The following is a 17310-nucleotide window of genomic DNA, read 5'->3' on the forward strand; positions in this document are numbered from 1 at the left end:
CGTTACCGGGGCCGCTTCAGCGGCGGCTCCTCGCCCCCCCGGCGCACCTTAGGCGCCGAACGGCGCAATGGCGGCTCCGATCGCCCGCCCACCTTGGGATAGGTCTCGACCACGGGACCGCCCCGCGTCTGGCGCGCCCCACGACCAATACCCCCCCTGTCACTGCCACCCCTGCCTGCACCGCGCCCGCGCCGCTTCGTGCCGCTGCGACGAAACGGCCAGATCAGCATGCGCAGCAGCCCAAGCAGCAGCGACAGCAAGACAGCCCCCAGCACGAATCCCGCCCCGGCAAAGGTCACCCCCTCAAAGGTGACGGGCAGCGCCGGCTCGAAATCCTCCAACGCGCGGCGCGCAACCTCCCGGTCAGTCATGTGCCGGGCATAATAGACCCGCTCGAACGCCCCCGCGCCGCTCAGCAGCGCCAGGTCGGCCCGCAGGACCTCCAACCGCGCAAAGGCCCGTGCCATGTCCTGATGCCGCCGCCCGATAAAGCCATCGGAGCCCATGCTCTCCAGCGCGGCCTCCCGGCTCAACCCTTCGGCCGCCGCAGAGGCATCGAAATCGGCCGTCACCACGCTCAGCTCATCCACCGCCCCGGCAAGGCGCTGTCGGTACTGCTGGGTAAACTCCGGAAATTGCGACAGCCCGGCCGCCCCGGCAATGCCACCTGCCAGCACAATCATGCGCAAGAACATACCCTGCCTCCTGGGGTCTCCCGGGCCATCGCGCAGCCGAACCCACTGCACCGCCGACACCGGAACATCGAATTCCGCACCGTTCACATACAGCCAAGATACCGTCAGGATACCGACGTCGCAATCCGGCCATTTCAATCACTTAGGCGCAAAAGACCGCAATTTGCCGACGGGCTCGCTCATCTGGCCGGAAATACCCCCGCCGGAGGCACCCGCAGGTGCGACCGGCCCACCGCTCACAGGTTGGCGTAAATCCCCGCCACCTTCGCAACAGCCTGTTCCGGCGTCAGTTCCTCGCTCTCGCCCGTCCGCCGGCTGGTCAGCTCGACCACACCGTTCTTCAGGCCGCGCGGACCCACGGTGATCCGCCAGGGCAACCCGATCAGATCCATCGTGGCGAACTTGCCCCCCGCGCGCTCGTTGCGGTCATCATACAACGGCTCCAGCCCCAGTTTCACGAACTGCGCATACAGCGCCTCGCAGGCCGCATCCGCCTCGCCGTCGCCGCTCTTCAGGTTGACGATGCCAACATGAAACGGCGTCACGCCCTCGGGCCAGATAATGCCCTTGTCGTCGTGGCTCGCCTCGATGATTGCGCCCAGCAGGCGGCTCACACCAATGCCATGGCTGCCCATATGCACGGCAACAGGCTTGCCATCCGGGCCCTGCACGGTCGCGCCCATTGCATCGGAATACTTTGTTCCGAAATAGAAAATCTGGCCAACCTCGATACCGCGCGCAACCCGGCGACGCTCTTCGGGGACCTCGTTGAACAGCGCCTCGTCATGGGTTTCGTCGGTGCGGGCATAACGGCTGGTGAACTCTTCCAGCACAGCCTGGCAGGCTTCGACCGAATCGTAATCGATCTCGCGCTTGCCGAATTTCAGATCGGTGATCTCAGCATCATAGAACACCTCCGACTCCCCCGTCTCGGCCAGCACCAGGAATTCATGGGTATCATCGCCGCCGATCGGCCCCGAATCCGCCCGCATCGGAATCGCCTGCAATCCCATCCGCTCGTAGGTGCGCAGATAGCTCACAAGGTGGCGATTGTAGGCGTGCAGCGCATCTTCCTTGGTCAGGTCAAAGTTGTAGCCGTCCTTCATCAGGAACTCGCGGCCCCGCATCACGCCAAAGCGCGGGCGGATCTCGTCACGGAATTTCCACTGGATATGGTACAGCGTCAGCGGCAGATCCTTGTACGAGCTGACGTTGGAGCGGAAGATATCGGTGATCATCTCCTCGTTCGTCGGCCCGTACAGCATGTCCCGATCCTGGCGGTCGCGAATGCGCAGCATCTCGGGTCCATAGGCATCGTAACGCCCTGATTCCTTCCACAAATCCGCGGATTGCAGGGTCGGCATCAGCATCGGGATATGGCCCGCGCGCACCTGTTCCTCGTGCACGATTCTCTCGATGTTCTTCAACACCTTGTACCCCAGCGGCAACCAGGAATAGATCCCGGCGCTGGCCTGTTTGATCATCCCCGCACGCAGCATCAGCCGATGGCTGACGATCTGCGCCTCGGAGGGGGTCTCCTTGAGAACGGGCAGGAAATAGCGGGACAGACGCATGTACACGGGCCTTTCAGGGTCTCATCAGGCCTTGGTTTATTGAAAGGCGCGCGCACCGGCAATGGCAATTCCACGCGCGGTACGCCGCAATCACGCGTGTCTCCGGCCCTGTTGGTGCTTGAATTCCCAACGCCACAAGGTGAGATAGGGACAGATACGAAGGAGACTGCCCCGTGGCCCTGCCTGTTCGCCAGCAGCTGAAATACTGGATCATCGCAGCCGTGGTGTTCTTCATCGCGCTCTGGTGGCTGGGGGGCGTCATCATGCCCTTCCTGCTGGGCGGTGCCGTTGCCTATTTCCTCGATCCCGTCGCGGATCGCATTGAACGTCTCGGGGCGTCGCGCGGGCTGGCAACAGCCATCATAACCCTTTGCGCTGTCTTTATTTTCGTGCTTCTGGCGCTTCTGGTCGTGCCGACGCTGGTCAACCAGACCATCCAGCTTTTCGATACAGCGCCCAAGTTGTTCCAGGATCTGCAATCCTTTCTGACCCAGCATTTCCCGCAAATGCAGGACCAGGATTCGACGATGCGAAAATCGCTGATCGCTGTTGGCGAAACCATCCAGTCCAAGGGCGGTGAGTTCCTCAACACCGCCCTTGCCTCGGTCGGCACCCTGCTGAACATGGTCGTTCTTTTCGTCATCGTGCCCGTCGTGGCGTTCTACCTGCTCTACGACTGGGACAATATGGTGGCGGAAATCGACAGCCTGCTGCCCCGCGATCACGCCCCCACCATTCGTCACCTCGCCCGCGAGATCGACCGGACTCTGGCCGGGTTCATCCGGGGCATGGGCTCGGTCTGTCTGATCCTGGGCACCTATTACGCCATTGCGCTGATGCTGGTGGGCCTGCAATTCGGGCTGGTCGTCGGGGCCGTCGCCGGGCTGATCACCTTCATTCCATATGTCGGCGCGGTGGTCGGCGGCTCGCTCGCCATCGGCCTGGCCCTGTTTCAGTTCTGGGGCGACTGGCTGCCCATCGGGTTGGTCGCGGGGATCTTCGTGATCGGTCAGATGGTCGAGGGAAACTTTCTGACGCCAAAGCTGGTAGGCGGCTCCGTAGGCCTGCATCCCGTCTGGCTGATTTTCGCGCTGTCGGCCTTTGGCTCGCTCTTCGGGTTCGTCGGGATGCTGGCCGCCGTCCCGCTGGCGGCCGCTATTGGCGTCGTGGCGCGGTTCATGGTCGCCCGCTATCGCCAGAGCAGCCTTTACAAGGGTACCACCCTGACGCCGCCGACGTCGGTCCGCGACCCGGAATAAGACCATGAAAGACCGTCAGAAAAGCCTGCCCCTACAGCCCGCCGAGGCCGCCATGGGCCGGGACGACTTCATCGTCGGCCCCGGAAACGAGGTTGCCTTTGCGATGCTGGAAAGCTGGCCGCAGGGCTGGAGCGCGCGCAAACTCGCGCTCGTCGGTCCCGGTGGCGCGGGCAAGACTCACCTGACCCGCATCTGGGCCGCCACCAGCGGCGCCAGCATCCTGTCCGCCGTCGATCTTGCGCACGCCGACATTCCGGCGCTATCGCACGGACCTGTCGCGGTCGAGGATGTGCCAGCCATAGCCGGCGACCGCGCCGCCGAAGAGGCGCTGTTTCACCTGCACAACCTGACCCTGGCCGAGGGCAACACGTTGCTGGTGACCGCCCGCAACGCGCCTTCTCGCTGGCCCCTGACCATCCCGGATCTTGCCAGCCGGATGCAGGCCTGCCCCACCGTCATGATCGACGCGCCGGACGATGCGTTGCTGGGCGGGCTGCTGATCAAGTTCTTCACCGATCATCAGATCATGCCGAACCCCGATGTCATCCCGTTTCTTCTGCCCCGCATCGAACGGTCTTTCAGTGCCGCCCGGCGCATTGCCGCGGCACTGGACGCGCAGTCGCTCGCGGAAAAACGTCCCGTAACGCGCTCCATGGCGGCAAGGGTCCTTGAATGGCTGGAACAAGAAGCTTCGCGGCGATAAGGTAACGCCAGGGTGGCAATTTCCAGGGCCAGATCACGATAACCCCGTAAAACTGTTACGAACTTCCGGCAAGCAGGCGATATGATTGACGCAGATTTCCTGAACTCCCCCGTGCCGTCGCCGGTCGACCTGCCGGACATAGATCCTGCCGGGCCCTCCCGTTTCTTCAACCGTGAACTCAGCTGGCTCGGCTTCAACTGGCGGGTGCTGGAAGAGGCTGAAAACACCGCCGTGCCCTTGCTGGAACGGTTGCGCTTCCTGTCCATCAGCGCCACGAACCTTGACGAATTCTATACCGTGCGGGTGGCGGGCCTGCGGGAACTGGCCAAGGCGGGCAAAACGAAGCCAGCCGCTGACGGCCTCAGCCCGGCCGAGCAGCTGGTGCGTATCAACGAAGATGCGCGCAACCTGATGGCTCACCAGCAGGTCGTGCTTGGTGACCTGCGCCGCCTGATGCTGGACTCCGGCATCGCCATCCTGTCGCGCGACGATCTGGGCGAAGACGACCTGGACTATTTGGGCGATGTCTTTCTGCACAAGGTGTTTCCCGTCCTGTCACCGCTGGCCATAGACCCGGCGCATCCCTTTCCCTTCATCCCGAACCTCGGTTTTTCGCTGGCCTTGCAACTGGAACGCAAGCGGGACCGCCGCCCGCTTCAGGCGTTGTTGCCGATCCCGCACCAGATCGACCGTTTCGTGGCCGTGCCCTCAGTCAATGGACAAAGCCGCTTTCTGCCGTTGGAAGAACTGTTGATGGTGCATCTTGAGCGCCTTTTTCCCGGTTACCGGGCCACGGGGTTCTGCACCTTTCGGGTGCTGCGCGACAGTGATCTGGAAGTCGAGGAGGAGGCCGAGGACCTGGTCCGAGAGTTTGAGACAGCCCTCAAACGCCGCCGACGGGGCGAAGTCGTGCGTCTCAAGATATCCTCGGGTGCCCCCGCCCAGCTGAAGTCGGTGATCATGCGCGAACTGCGGGTCGAGGGGGACGAGGTGATCGAGGTCGACGGTCTCATCGGTATCTCGGCCCTGTCCGAACTGGTGCTCGACAGCCGCCCCGACCTGCTCTGGCCGCGGTTCGCCCCGCGCGTCCCCGAACGTGTGCAGGACCACGAAGGCGACATGTTCGCGGCCATCCGCCAGAAGGACATGCTGCTCCACCACCCTTACGAGACATTCGACATGGTCGTGCGGTTCCTGCAGCAGGCGGCGCGCGATCCGGACGTCGTTGCGATCAAGCAGACGCTTTACCGGACCTCCAAGAACTCTCCCATCGTCGAGGCGCTCTGCGAAGCGGCGGAAGAGGGTAAATCCGTCACGGCCCTTGTCGAACTCAAGGCCCGTTTCGACGAGGCGGCGAATATCCAGCAATCCCGGCGGCTTGAACGTGCCGGGGCGCATGTCGTCTATGGCTTCGTCGATTGGAAGACCCATGCAAAGATCAGCTCGGTCGTGCGGCGCGAAGGCGATAACCTGGTAACATACAGCCACTTCGGCACAGGCAATTACCACCCGATCACGGCGCGCATCTATACCGACCTCAGCTTTTTCACCTGTGATGCCGAACTGGGGCGCGATGCAACACGCGTGTTCAACTACCTGTCCGGCTACGCCCAGCCAGAGCGGCTTGAGAACCTGTCGATCTCGCCTCTGGCGATGAAAAAGGATCTGATCCGCATGATCGGCGCCGAGGCCGAGTTTGCCCGCGCCGGACGTCCTGCACAGATCTGGGCCAAGATGAATTCGATCATCGAGCCCGATATCATCGATGCGCTCTACGAAGCCGGTCAGGACGGGGTAAAGATTGACCTCGTGGTGCGTGGCATCTGCGGCCTGCGGCCCGGTATCAAGGGGCTGTCGCCGAATATCCGCGTCAAGAGCATCGTCGGGCGGTTTCTGGAACATTCCCGCATCGTCTGCTTCGGCAATGGCTATGGGCTGCCCTCGAACGGGGCACGGGTGTTCTTTTCCTCGGCCGACTGGATGGGGCGGAACCTGGGACGTCGGGTCGAAACGCTGGTCGAATGCAAGACGCAGACCGTCAAGGATCAGATCGTGCGTCAGATCATGGCCGCCAACCTGCATGACCAGGCACAAAGCTGGGTGATGCAGCCCGATGGCCGTTTCCTGCGTGCAGAGGTGGCCGAGGGCACCGTTCCCTTCAACTGCCACAGGTTCTTCATGGAAAATCCCTCGCTGTCGGGGCGCGGAAGCGCCGGTGCATCAGACGTGCCGAGATTGACTCATGACCCGCAAGCAGGTTGACCCGAAGCCTTCGGGATGCACATAAACCGAATAACTAGCCAAGGGTCGCCGGTCATGGATGGGGACAACCTGCAAAATTCCGCGGATTGGGGGCCTTTTGGCCGTCCTCTCTTCGATGATCCCCAGGCACGGGCGCTGTCGCGTGTCGGCGTCGTCGATGTCGGGTCGAACTCTGTCCGCATGGTGGTGTTCGATGGCGCGGCGCGTAGCCCGGCCTATTTCTACAATGAAAAGATCATGTGCGGACTTGGGGCGGGCCTGTCGGAAACCGGTCGCCTGAACCCCGAGGGGCGCAAGCGCGCACTGGCTGCCATTCACCGGTTTCAACTGCTGGCGCATGGCATGGGCGCAACGCCCCTGTCCGCTGTCGCCACCGCCGCGGTGCGAGAGGCCGAGGACGGCGGCGACTTTGCCGAACAGGTCGAACGCCAGACCGGGCTGAAGCTTTATGTCATCGACGGCAAGGAAGAGGCCCGCCTGTCGGCACAGGGTGTGCTGCTGGGCTGGCCTGGCTCCTACGGCCTGATCTGTGACATTGGCGGCTCGTCGATGGAACTGGCACGCATCGCGGACGGCAAAGTGGGCGAGCGCGAGACCTCGCCGCTCGGCCCGCTGAAACTGGCAGACCTCAAGGGCGGCAAGAAGGGGCGGCGCGCCTATATCCGCGCCGAGGTCGAGAAACTGCACGAACAGATCGGCATGGACCGCAACCGGTTGTTCCTGGTTGGCGGGTCATGGCGGGCGATCGCGCGGATAGACATGGAACGGCGCGGATACCCACTTCACGTGCTGCACGAATACCGGATGAGCGCCAAGGCCGTACGTGCCACTGCCCAGTTCATCGCTGACGAAGACGCGAATGCACTGCGCAGCCGCTGCAACCTGTCATCGTCGCGGATGTCCCTGGTGCCCATGGCTTCCGAAGTGCTGCTGGAGGTCGTGCGGCGGTTCAAGCCGCATGACATCGCAATTTCGTCCTACGGCATTCGCGAAGGCCTGCTGTACGAACAGATGCCCCAGACCCTGCGCGACCGCGATCCGCTGATCGAATCCTGCCGCTTTGCCGAACAGAAGGATGCGCGACTTCCGGGCTTTGGCCGCACCCTCTACGACTTTATCTTGCCGCTGTTCAGGTCCGCACGACCTGAGCGCAAGCGTCTGGTCAAGGCCGCCTGCCTGCTGCACGACGTGACGTGGCGGGCGCATCCCGATTACCGGGCCGAAGTCTGCTTCGACAATTCCACCCGTGCCAACCTGGGCGGTCTGAATCATTCGGAACGCGTCTTTCTGGGGCTGGCGCTGCTGCATCGCTATCGAAACAAGCGCGAGGGCACGCCTTTCGAGAACCTCTACAGTCTGCTGCCGCCCGAAGACCTGATTCAGGCAGAAATCCTGGGCAAGGCCATGCGCTTCGGGGCAATGCTCTGGCCCGAACGCGACGCGGAAATTGGCAAGCTGAACTGGTACCCAAAGAAAAAGATCCTTGAGCTGCATCTGGCCGAGCAGGCCTGGCCCTTGTTCGGTGAGGTCGCAGAGGCCAGGTTCAAATCGCTGGCCAATTCATTGAACGCCGAAACGGCACTCAAGATCGGAATGACCCGCGTCTGAACGTTACAGGTCGACGGATCCGTCAGGGTTTTCACCGGGAACGGGTGGCATGTATTCAGGTGCGTCCTGCTTGCGGCGGATCAGGATGTCGCCGTTCGGCAGTACCTGCGGCGCCTCGTACTTGGAAAAATCCTTGATCTCTCCCAGGATGTCTTCGAAGGCAGGGCCCATTTGTTGCAGGAAATTCTGCAATGCGGGGCCCGCCCCGTCTGCAAGCTCCCCCACGCCATCCGACAACCCGTCCAGGAACTGCCTCAGGCCCTCCTGCATCTTTGACGCGGGCGGCGCGGTATCCTGCTGCGCAATGGCTGTGCGCGGCGGCAAGCCGGCAACGGAAATGGTCAACGCAAGGGCAATCAGTGCACGTTTCATGTCACTTGATATAGGACGGTCCAGTCAGATCGCAAAGTCGCGCTAGAGCGCGATATCCATCGTCACCGGGAAGTGATCCGATGCATTCAGCAGCGCAGCCTGCAATTCAGGGTCTTGCCAGCACTGCGGATCATCGAACGGATGCCAGATGCGCCAGCTGGGCGAGCGTGCCGCAAGGTCCGGCGACACCATGATGTAATCCAGCAGGGCCTGAAGATACCGGCCTTCCTGGGCGATGTGAAACCGTGCGGACGTCGGCGGCGCGTTGAAACGGCGGCTCAGGGCCTGCCCGACATGTGGATCGTAAAGGCAGGCCTCGGGTGGCGCACCCATCAGGATCTCGACAGACGAACGGCCGAACAGATCTTCATATTCATCCAGCCCCGGTCCATCATTCAGATCCCCCATCAGGATCACGCTTTCATCGGCCGCCAGGTGCCCTTCGATACGGCGCCGCAGCCATATTGCCTGCGCCAACTGCTTGCGACGGTTCGCGATCGACAGGCGCATCACATCGTTCGGGGTGGTTGCGCCATGCGGGGCCTTGGATTTCAGATGTGCCCCGATCAGACGCAGCGCCTTTCCCGCGGCCGTGCGCACGGCAAGCTCCAGCGGCGGTTTTGAGAAACGGACGTGGTCCATTCGGGCATCGATATCCAGGTCGATATGGAAGGTACCATCAAAACGCGGCGCCGTGTCCTGCGCCTGCGACCCCAAGGGGTCGTGCTGTACGTCCAGAACATCCGGATCGTACATGAGGGCAATTTCCTGCTGGGTGTCATTGGAAAACCCGATGACCGCGCGGCGCGCCCGCAATCCAAAGGCCTGTGCGAATCCCTCCAGCGCCCGGACGCTGGACCGTTTCACGCTGTTGTCCGGCGCTTCGATCACCATCACCGCGTCCGCGTCCAGCGTGCGATACACCTTGCCCAAGGCATCGATCTGCGCCGTCCGCGTCACGTCACGGCGGCGCGACCACAGGGCATCGCGTTGCAACAGGCCTGCATCGTCGAACAGGGAATCAAACCATTCGACGTTATAGGTGGCCAAACGCATGTATCATCTGCCTTTCAGGCGTGAATGCGCCGGATCTCTTCCCACGCTCTATTGATGTCGACCATGCGTTTTTCCGCCATCAGCACCGCCTCCTCGGGTACGCCGCGCGCCATCATCCGGTCAGGATGACTGTCCCGCACTGCCTGCCGCCACGCAGCGCGCGCCTCTTCGAAACTGGTGCCCGGTTCCAGCCCCAGAACGGCAAATGGATCCCGCTCGGCCTCGGGCACGAAACGCGCACGCAACCGGCGAAACTGCGCCGTGCTCAGCCCGAAGATTTCACCAACCCGGACAAGGAAAGCATCTTCGGCGTCATGATAGGTGCCATCGGCCACGGCGATGTGGAAAAGCCCCTCCATCAGGTCGCAAAAGACGTTGCTGTCAGGGCCGAACATCCGAACGATCCGAGCGGCGTATTCCTCGTATCCCGCGACGTCCTGCCGGGCCAGGTTAAAGACCCGCGCCGCGCCGGCCTCTTCGCTGGGTGCGATATGAAACACCTCGCGAAATGCCGTAACCTCGTTGCGGGTCACCTCGCCATCGGCCTTGGCCATCTTGGCACCCAGGGCGATGACGGCAATCGCAAACGCCACGCTGCGTTCGGGCGGCGTACGCAGACGGTCGAAGACGGCTGAAAGCGCCTCTCCATTTGTCAGCGCCTGAAGCGCCTCTGATATGCGGGACCAGATCGACATGCGGATATATTAGCGTGACAGGCGGCGGCTGTCGCTGCGCTGCGGTGTCATTCGGCAAATCCCGGATCCAAAAGCTTTGCGCGACCGCTTGCAAGCAGCGCAAGCTGACGCGGCAGGCAATTCACCTCGGTCACGGCGCGGCGAAACTCGGCCTTGAGGGTACGGTGCTTGCCGCGGTCCCGGCTCATGTCCGAATCAAGCGCGAGGTTCTGAACGGCCAATCCGGGGGTGATCATCCCGACGCCCATCTTGCCGAACACGGGCGACACGTTGGGCGAAAACAGCAGGTGATCGGTGGGAAACCGAATTTCGAAGTCCGCTTCGACGATCTTCTGCATGGCCCATCGGCGGATATAGAATGCCGCCGACCCCCCGGTTCTGAGATACAGATGGCGCAGGTGACGCTCGACCTTCGCGCCGGGTAGACTTGCAACAGGCGCGCTCAGCAATTTCTTGGGTTTCCCCTCGACCCTCTTCTCCAGCTGGACGAGGCCAAAGGTGTCGGGAATCCAGCTGTCATCCGCACAGAACGCCGCGAAATCCTGGGCGAGGTAGGCATCGTCTTCCAGCATCACGACCCCATCATCGGGATTGCCCGGCTGCGACAGGATCATTTCGCAGAGGTTCAACAGGGTTGTTGCCCGCGCCTGGCTTCCCCGCCCCATCGGAATGATGTGATCGCTGTCGGCAATGCGTGGATGCACCCGACCTGCGGGCGCAGCATGGCCATCCACAGCCGACACACGGTTCCACGTCAGGGCCATTTGATCCAGCTGGCCGCCAAGGGCCTCCAACCGGTCCTGCCGGCGATCCAGATTGACGACATAGATGGGTATTTGCATTGGTCCGTTCCCGGTCAGGGTGTAAGAATACGCTGCATCAGCACCAGATCCAGCCAGCGGCCGAACTTGCGCCCGACCTGCGGCATGCGACCGGTTTCGACATAACCGAGTGCGGCGTGAAAGGCGACACCGGCCGTGTTCTCGGCGGAAACCCCCGCGACCATCACATGAGCGCCGCCCGCAAGGGCGTGTGCCTCGACTGCCTGCATCAATGCCCGCCCCACGCCGCGACCGCGCGCCTCGGGCGCCAGAATGATCGTATGTTCCATTGCGTGCACGTATCCATCGCCCCCACGGAACTGGTCGTAAGAGGCAAATCCGAGCAAATGACCGTCGGTTTCGGCCACAAAAGTCTCGCGTCCGGCCGCACGGCGGGTCTCGACATAGATCGGCAGCGTCACGTCCGTCTTTTCTTCGGACGCGAAAGTGGCCGTCGTCTCTCGGTAGATGGGGCGCCATATTTCCAGCACACGCGCATAGTCGCGCGGGGCAATGGCGCGGATGGTAAGGCTCATTTGCGGGCTCCGCCGGGGTGTTTCGTGCAATCTTCCCCGCGCGACCGAAAATGGCAAGACCGTCCCGCCGCAAGGCTGCTCCGCGACGGGTACGGGCCTATCCGATCAGCTGCGGCTGCTGCGGATCAGCTTCAGAATATCCTGCGCGGCAGCGGGAATGTTCGTCCCCGGGCCAAAGATCGCCTTGACCCCTGCGGCCCTCAGAAACTCATAGTCTTGCTGTGGGATGACGCCGCCGCAGATCACGATGATATCCCCGGCGTCCCGGGCCTCAAGCGCCTTGATCAGCAGAGGGGCAAGCGTCTTGTGGCCCGCCGCCTGAGACGAGATTCCGACAACATGCACATCGTTGTCGATGGCATCCTGCGCGGCCTCATCCGGGGTCTGGAAGAGCGGTCCGACGTCAACATCAAAGCCGATGTCGGCAAAGGCCGTCGCAATCACCTTGGCGCCGCGATCGTGCCCGTCCTGTCCCATCTTCACCACCAGCATGCGTGGGCGGCGGCCCTCTTCCTCGGCGAACTCCTCCACCGATTTCTGGATGGCGGCAAAGCCCTCATCGCCCTCGTAGGCAGCGCCGTAAACCCCGGCGAGCGTCTTGACCTCTGCCCGGTGGCGGCCGAATTCCTTTTCCATCGCCATGCTGATCTCTCCCACGGTTGCACGCGCACGCGCCGCCTCGACCGCGGCCTCCAGCAGGTTCCCCCCCGCGGTGGTGCGCCGCGTCAATTCCTCCAGTGCGGCCTGACAAGCGGCCTCGTCCCGCGATTCGCGGATCTTTTTCAGGCGGGCAATCTGGCTCTCACGCACGGCAACGTTGTCCACGTCCAGAATGTCGATCGGGTCTTCCTTGTCCTTGCGGTACTTGTTGACGCCGACGATCACATCCTCGCCGCGGTCGATCAGGGCCTGCCGCTTGGCGGCGCTCTCCTCGATCCGCAGTTTCGGCATCCCCGAGGCGACGGCCTTGGTCATGCCGCCCATCTCCTCGACCTCGGTCATCAGCGCCCAGGCCTTTTCGATCAGCTCGTTGGTCAGGCTTTCGACATAGTACGATCCCGCAAGAGGGTCGACGACGTTGGTGACTCCCGTTTCTTCCTGCAACACAAGCTGGGTGTTTCGGGCGATGCGGGCACTGAAATCCGTGGGCAGGGCAATCGCTTCATCCAGCGCGTTGGTATGGAGCGATTGGGTGCCGCCCAGAACCGCGCTCATGGCCTCGTAGGCGGTGCGGATGACGTTATTGTAGGGGTCCTGTTCCTGCAACGATACGCCCGAGGTCTGGCAGTGTGTCCGCAGCATCTTGGAGCGGTCGTTCTGTGCCCCGAATTCGGTCATCACGCGATGCCAGAGCGTTCGGGCGGCGCGGAGCTTGGCAATTTCCATGAAGAAATTCATGCCGATGGCGAAGAAGAACGACAGCCGCCCGGCGAATTTATCAACGTCCATCCCGGCCTCTATCGCGGCCTTCACATATTCGCGCCCGTCCGCCAGCGTATAGGCCAGCTCCTGCACCAGGTTCGCGCCCGCCTCCTGCATGTGGTAGCCGGAGATCGAGATGGAGTTGAACTTGGGCATCTCGTTCGAGGTGTATTCGATGATGTCCGAGATGATGCGCATCGAAGGTTCTGGCGGGTAGATATAGGTGTTGCGCACCATGAACTCTTTCAGAATGTCATTCTGAATGGTGCCCGACAGCAGCGATTTGTCGTGCCCCTGTTCCTCGCCCGTGACGATGAAACTGGCCAGCACCGGGATCACCGCGCCATTCATCGTCATGGACACGCTGACCTGATCCAGCGGAATGCCATCGAACAGGATCTTCATGTCCTCGACGGAATCAATCGCGACACCGGCCTTGCCAACGTCGCCCTCAACCCTGGGGTGGTCACTGTCGTAACCTCGGTGCGTGGCCAGATCGAAAGCAACCGACACCCCCTGCTGACCCGCAGCCAGGTTACGGCGATAAAAGGCGTTGCTGTCCTCGGCAGTTGAGAAACCGGCATACTGACGGATCGTCCAGGGACGGCCCGCATACATCGTCGCCTTGACGCCGCGCGTGAAGGGCGCAAAGCCGGGCATCGCCCCCATATGAGGGAGATCGGCCGTATCCTCTGCCGTGTAGACGGGCTTGACCGGAATTTCCTCCAGCGTCTGCCACGTCAGATCCTCCAGCGGGCGACCGCGAAGTTCCTTTTCAGCAAGCTTGGCCCAATCCTTCGTTTTCGATGTCATGGCTGTGTCCTCCTGTCCCGGCACGATGGGCCGGGCAATCTGTCCCTGCACTGGCTGCCGATCGGGCGGCCAGCAGCGTCATTCGAATTCCATGATCACTTCGTCAACGGCCAGGCTGTCACCGGCGGTGGCGTTGATCTTGCTCACCACGCCCTTCTTTTCGGCGCGCAGGATGTTTTCCATCTTCATCGCCTCGATAGTGCATAGTGCCTGGCCTTCGTGTACCTCCTGCCCCTCTTCCACATCCAGTTTGACGACCAGACCGGGCATCGGGCAAAGCAGCAGCTTGGATGTATCGGGCGCAACCTTTTCAGGCATCAGGGCCGCCAGCGCCGCCTGCCGTGGATTGCGCACATGCACCTTGATGTCGGCCCCCCGGCTGCGAATGCGGAATCCGCCCGAAATCTTGCCCACCTTCAGCACCAGCAGATCGTCATCGACCCTCATGTGCGCCAGCGTATCGCCCGGGGTCCATGCTCCTTCGACGCGGTGACTGGTTCCATCTGCGAAAAGGATCGTCGCACCAGCGGTATCGGCCTGCACCGTCAGCTCGAATTTTTCGCCTTGCAGCGACACCACCCAATCGTCACCGACCTTGCGTTCGTGGTTGTCCATCCGGCCCGAGATCCGCGCCCGGCGAATTTCGCCCACCCGGTGCATGGCGGCGCAGCTGGCCGCGATGCGGCGCAGGGTTTCACCGGGCAGCGTCACCCCTTCGAAACCATCCGGCCACTCTTCGGCGATGAAAGCGGTCGTCATCGTGCCACTTACGAACTTGGGATGATCCATGACCGCCGCCAGGAAAGGCAGGTTGTGGCCGATACCCTCGACTTCGAAACTGTCCAGCGCAACCCGCATCGCCTCGATTGCTTCGCCCCGCGTCGGCGCCCAGGTGCACAACTTGGCGATCATCGGGTCATAGTACATGCTGATTTCGCCGCCCTCGAAGACGCCGGTGTCGTTGCGCACGACATGCGCGGCATCCGCGACCTCCGACGGCGGTCGATAACGGGTCAACCGGCCGATGGATGGCAGGAAACCGCGATAGGGGTCCTCGGCATAAAGACGGTTTTCGATGGCCCAGCCCGTCAGCGTAATGTCGTCCTGAGTGATGCTGAGCGGTTCGCCATTCGCAATCCGGATCATCTGTTCCACCAGATCCACACCCGTGATCAGTTCCGTCACCGGATGTTCGACCTGCAAGCGGGTGTTCATCTCAAGGAAAAAGAAATTCTTGTCCCCATCCACGATGAATTCCACTGTCCCCGCGCTGGCGTATCCCACGGCCTTTGCCAGTGAAACAGCCTGTTCCCCCATGGCGCGGCGCGTTGCCTCGTCCAGGAAGGGGCTTGGCGCCTCTTCGACAACTTTCTGATTGCGACGCTGGATCGAACACTCCCGCTCCCCCAGGTAGACGCCGTTGCCATGCGCATCGCACAGCACCTGGATCTCGATATGGCGGGGTTGCGTGACGAATTTCTCGATAAAGATCCTGTCATCGCCAAAGGAATTCGCGGCCTCGTTCTTGGACGATTGAAAGCCCTGACGGGCTTCGTCATCGTTCCAGGCGATCCGCATCCCCTTGCCGCCACCGCCGGCGCTGGCCTTGATCATCACCGGATAACCGACCTCTGCCGAAATCTTCACGGCCTCATCGGCATCGGCGATCAACCCCATATATCCCGGAACGGTACTGACACCTGCCTCCTTCGCGATCTTCTTTGAGGTGATCTTGTCCCCCATCGCCTCGATCGCCTTGACCGGCGGTCCGATAAAGGCAACGCCCGCCGCCTCGAGAGCCTGCGCGAATTTCGGATTTTCCGACAGGAAGCCATAGCCCGGATGCACGGCCTCGGCCCCGGATGACCGGATCGCCTCCATGACCTTGTCGATGACGATGTAGGATTGGTTGGCGGGTGCCGGTCCGATATGCACGGCCTCGTCCGCCATTTCGACATGCAGCGCGTTTCGATCCGCGTCGGAATAGATCGCAACAGTCGCGATTCCCATCTTGCGCGCTGTCTTGATGACCCGGCAGGCGATCTCTCCCCGGTTCGCGATCAGGATCTTATTGAACATTCGTGCCCCTCTTCCCGGATGCCATTGGTGCCCTGTTGCCGCTGGCGGCAGGCGTCGGGCACAAAAAAACCCTCGCTGCGGCCAGACCGCTGCGAGGGGTATTGTCATAACTGTCGCGCCCGCCGGGAACGGCGGCGCGAAGGCGCGCTAGGCGATTAGTTGCAGGAGCGCGGGTTCGACTGGCAATATGCCACGTTCGCTGCAGCACCGACCAGTGCGCCGGTCCCCATGCTGCCACCCGTGGCTGCTGCACCGCCAACACCGACTGCGCCACCGACCAAGGCTTGTTCGCCCATGGTTTGGCCGCAAGCGGCGAGTGCGGCACAAACGAGGCCGACCGAGATCCATTTTTTGCTGAGCATGACATACTTCCTTTGTGTTGATCGCTACTGGACAAGCAAACGCACGACAGGCCTTGCGGTTCCACCCCATTGCACAGGTAGGTCAGGCGTGCCGGCGGGAATTCGCCCAGAGCGGGCAGCAACACACCAGCGCAGCCACCCATCCTAGCATTCAAAAGGTCGAACACCTTCGCCTGCGCAACGATTGGTCGCGCCTGCCCGCGCCGCGCGCCAAGGACCGCGCGCGAAAAAGCGGGCGGCCGCATTTTGGGGATGCGTGGCCGCCCGTCAGGGGAAGGGGTCGTGTATTGACACACACCGCGCCCGGCGAAGTGATCCGGCAGCGCAGCAAGATCGATGCTGCGATGATCAGACGCCTGCGAAAAGCCTTTCATGGCTTGCCCGCCCGTCTGAGCCGAGTTTCGCGCAAGATCGGTGTGCATCAGCCAGATCACGCCCAATCGTCCTCTTCGAACGCACCGGGAAAGGACAGTCGCGCGGCCGCTTCGTCGATGACCAGCAGCGCTTCGTAGCTTTCCGGATCGAAGGGATCTTCGGCGGGCAGAACTTCTCGGCCGAACAACCACGACAAGCGCCCTGCATCCAGGTTGCCCCGCTCGAACGGTTGATCGCCAAATTGCTGCCACAAGGCTTCCATGAAGCCTTCGTCGGCACGCCGGTCAGGTGCGCGTCGGTCTCGGTAACGTTCGCGCTTGATCAGGGGTGTCGCCCCTTTGGGATTGGCACGTCGCACGACAAACTGGAAATCCGTCCCCGGCAAACGCCCGGGAAACCCGCGATGCTTCAGCATGATTGCTCCCCTCCTTGGCGAAACCCAGTCAGGAAGGCATCAGCCGGGCCCGCGGCAAGGGGCAGGCCCGACGTCAGTAGTGAGCTGCGCTGGACAGCGCAGGCCGGCTTACTTGTACTTGCCGGTGTAGACGGGCTCGACCGAAATTGGTTCCGGCGCCACGACGACGTAGTCGGGTTCAGGTTTCGCGCAGGCGGACATGGTCGTGACAACGCCAACCGCGAGGAAGAAGGGGATACTCTTGAACATATGGGTCTCCTGTT

At 62.3% G+C, this 17310-nt stretch carries 16 protein-coding genes; 4 read left to right on the forward strand and 12 right to left on the reverse strand.

All coding sequences use genetic code 11. The annotated features are described in order from the left end of the window. Positions 1-2: 2 nt before the first annotated feature. Together DL237_RS14800 and proS are read right to left on the reverse strand one after the other, a co-directional pair. Positions 3-695: a DUF2937 family protein gene (locus DL237_RS14800; protein ID WP_119399861.1), complete on the reverse strand. Its 693-nt coding sequence runs from the start codon at positions 693-695 to the stop codon at positions 3-5. Positions 696-931: 236 nt separating this feature from the next. Further along, entirely contained in the window at positions 932-2269 is a 1338-nt protein-coding gene (proS, locus tag DL237_RS14805; RefSeq protein ID WP_119399862.1) for a proline--tRNA ligase, read from the reverse strand. A 173-nt stretch (positions 2270-2442) separates the two neighbouring features. Between proS and DL237_RS14810 the strand changes: the two genes are divergently transcribed. The 4 genes from DL237_RS14810 (at position 2443) to DL237_RS14825 (ending at position 8101) form a co-directional block, all read left to right on the forward strand. Next, a complete protein-coding gene (locus DL237_RS14810; protein WP_119399863.1) occupies positions 2443-3528 on the forward strand; it encodes an AI-2E family transporter in 1086 nt (361 codons plus the stop codon). Positions 3529-3532: 4 nt separating this feature from the next. Beyond that, positions 3533-4231: a P-loop NTPase family protein gene (locus tag DL237_RS14815; protein WP_119399864.1), complete on the forward strand. Its 699-nt coding sequence runs from the start codon at positions 3533-3535 to the stop codon at positions 4229-4231. Positions 4232-4312: 81 nt separating this feature from the next. Beyond that, positions 4313-6493: an RNA degradosome polyphosphate kinase gene (locus DL237_RS14820; protein ID WP_119399865.1), complete on the forward strand. Its 2181-nt coding sequence runs from the start codon at positions 4313-4315 to the stop codon at positions 6491-6493. A gap of 54 nt (positions 6494-6547) precedes the next feature. Next, positions 6548-8101 carry a Ppx/GppA family phosphatase gene (locus DL237_RS14825; RefSeq protein WP_119399866.1) on the forward strand — a complete coding sequence of 518 codons (1554 nt, stop codon included), beginning with the start codon at positions 6548-6550 and terminating at the stop codon, positions 8099-8101. Between the two features lie 3 nt (positions 8102-8104). Here the strand turns inward: DL237_RS14825 and DL237_RS14830 are convergent, their stop codons facing one another. The 10 genes from DL237_RS14830 to DL237_RS20745 form a co-directional block, all read right to left on the reverse strand. Further along, positions 8105-8473 carry a hypothetical protein gene (locus DL237_RS14830; protein WP_119399867.1) on the reverse strand — a complete coding sequence of 123 codons (369 nt, stop codon included), beginning with the start codon at positions 8471-8473 and terminating at the stop codon, positions 8105-8107. 42 nt (positions 8474-8515) lie between these two features. Further along, entirely contained in the window at positions 8516-9529 is a 1014-nt protein-coding gene (locus DL237_RS14835; protein WP_119399868.1) for an endonuclease/exonuclease/phosphatase family protein, read from the reverse strand. A 14-nt stretch (positions 9530-9543) separates the two neighbouring features. Further along, positions 9544-10224, reverse strand: a complete 681-nt coding sequence (locus DL237_RS14840; RefSeq protein WP_119399869.1) for a molecular chaperone DjiA — start codon at positions 10222-10224, stop codon at positions 9544-9546. Between the two features lie 47 nt (positions 10225-10271). Further along, positions 10272-11066, reverse strand: a complete 795-nt coding sequence (locus DL237_RS14845) for a glycosyltransferase family 25 protein (protein WP_119399870.1) — start codon at positions 11064-11066, stop codon at positions 10272-10274. A gap of 14 nt (positions 11067-11080) precedes the next feature. Beyond that, a complete protein-coding gene (locus DL237_RS14850) occupies positions 11081-11581 on the reverse strand; it encodes a GNAT family N-acetyltransferase (protein WP_119399871.1) in 501 nt (166 codons plus the stop codon). A gap of 105 nt (positions 11582-11686) precedes the next feature. Next, positions 11687-13816 (reverse strand): methylmalonyl-CoA mutase, encoded by a 2130-nt coding sequence (gene scpA, locus DL237_RS14855; protein ID WP_119399872.1) that lies wholly within the window; start codon positions 13814-13816, stop codon positions 11687-11689. A gap of 78 nt (positions 13817-13894) precedes the next feature. Next, positions 13895-15895, reverse strand: a complete 2001-nt coding sequence (locus DL237_RS14860) for an acetyl-CoA carboxylase biotin carboxylase subunit (RefSeq protein WP_119399873.1) — start codon at positions 15893-15895, stop codon at positions 13895-13897. A gap of 155 nt (positions 15896-16050) precedes the next feature. After that, entirely contained in the window at positions 16051-16257 is a 207-nt protein-coding gene (locus DL237_RS14865) for a hypothetical protein (protein ID WP_119399874.1), read from the reverse strand. 430 nt (positions 16258-16687) lie between these two features. Then, entirely contained in the window at positions 16688-17047 is a 360-nt protein-coding gene (locus DL237_RS14870) for a hypothetical protein (protein WP_119399875.1), read from the reverse strand. Between the two features lie 108 nt (positions 17048-17155). Beyond that, positions 17156-17296 (reverse strand): hypothetical protein, encoded by a 141-nt coding sequence (locus DL237_RS20745; RefSeq protein WP_199672104.1) that lies wholly within the window; start codon positions 17294-17296, stop codon positions 17156-17158. Between the last annotated feature and the right edge of the window lie 14 nt (positions 17297-17310).

The organism is Pseudooceanicola sediminis (assembly GCF_003575965.1).
Taxonomy (GTDB): domain Bacteria; phylum Pseudomonadota; class Alphaproteobacteria; order Rhodobacterales; family Rhodobacteraceae; genus Pseudooceanicola; species Pseudooceanicola sediminis.

What these genes read in the sequence shown, in the direction of transcription:
- DL237_RS14800 (WP_119399861.1), bottom strand. Translation starts at nt 695, where the DNA reads ATGTTCTTGCGCATGATTGTGCTGGCAGGTGGCATTGCCGGGGCGGCC.
- proS (WP_119399862.1), bottom strand. Translation starts at nt 2,269, where the DNA reads ATGCGTCTGTCCCGCTATTTCCTGCCCGTTCTCAAGGAGACCCCCTCC.
- DL237_RS14815 (WP_119399864.1), top strand. Translation starts at nt 3,533, where the DNA reads ATGAAAGACCGTCAGAAAAGCCTGCCCCTACAGCCCGCCGAGGCCGCC.
- DL237_RS14820 (WP_119399865.1), top strand. Translation starts at nt 4,313, where the DNA reads ATGATTGACGCAGATTTCCTGAACTCCCCCGTGCCGTCGCCGGTCGAC.
- DL237_RS14825 (WP_119399866.1), top strand. Translation starts at nt 6,548, where the DNA reads ATGGATGGGGACAACCTGCAAAATTCCGCGGATTGGGGGCCTTTTGGC.
- DL237_RS14830 (WP_119399867.1), bottom strand. Translation starts at nt 8,473, where the DNA reads ATGAAACGTGCACTGATTGCCCTTGCGTTGACCATTTCCGTTGCCGGC.
- DL237_RS14835 (WP_119399868.1), bottom strand. Translation starts at nt 9,529, where the DNA reads ATGCGTTTGGCCACCTATAACGTCGAATGGTTTGATTCCCTGTTCGAC.
- DL237_RS14840 (WP_119399869.1), bottom strand. Translation starts at nt 10,224, where the DNA reads ATGTCGATCTGGTCCCGCATATCAGAGGCGCTTCAGGCGCTGACAAAT.
- DL237_RS14845 (WP_119399870.1), bottom strand. Translation starts at nt 11,066, where the DNA reads ATGCAAATACCCATCTATGTCGTCAATCTGGATCGCCGGCAGGACCGG.
- DL237_RS14850 (WP_119399871.1), bottom strand. Translation starts at nt 11,581, where the DNA reads ATGAGCCTTACCATCCGCGCCATTGCCCCGCGCGACTATGCGCGTGTG.
- scpA (WP_119399872.1), bottom strand. Translation starts at nt 13,816, where the DNA reads ATGACATCGAAAACGAAGGATTGGGCCAAGCTTGCTGAAAAGGAACTT.
- DL237_RS14860 (WP_119399873.1), bottom strand. Translation starts at nt 15,895, where the DNA reads ATGTTCAATAAGATCCTGATCGCGAACCGGGGAGAGATCGCCTGCCGG.
- DL237_RS14865 (WP_119399874.1), bottom strand. Translation starts at nt 16,257, where the DNA reads ATGCTCAGCAAAAAATGGATCTCGGTCGGCCTCGTTTGTGCCGCACTC.
- DL237_RS14870 (WP_119399875.1), bottom strand. Translation starts at nt 17,047, where the DNA reads ATGCTGAAGCATCGCGGGTTTCCCGGGCGTTTGCCGGGGACGGATTTC.
- DL237_RS20745 (WP_199672104.1), bottom strand. Translation starts at nt 17,296, where the DNA reads ATGTTCAAGAGTATCCCCTTCTTCCTCGCGGTTGGCGTTGTCACGACC.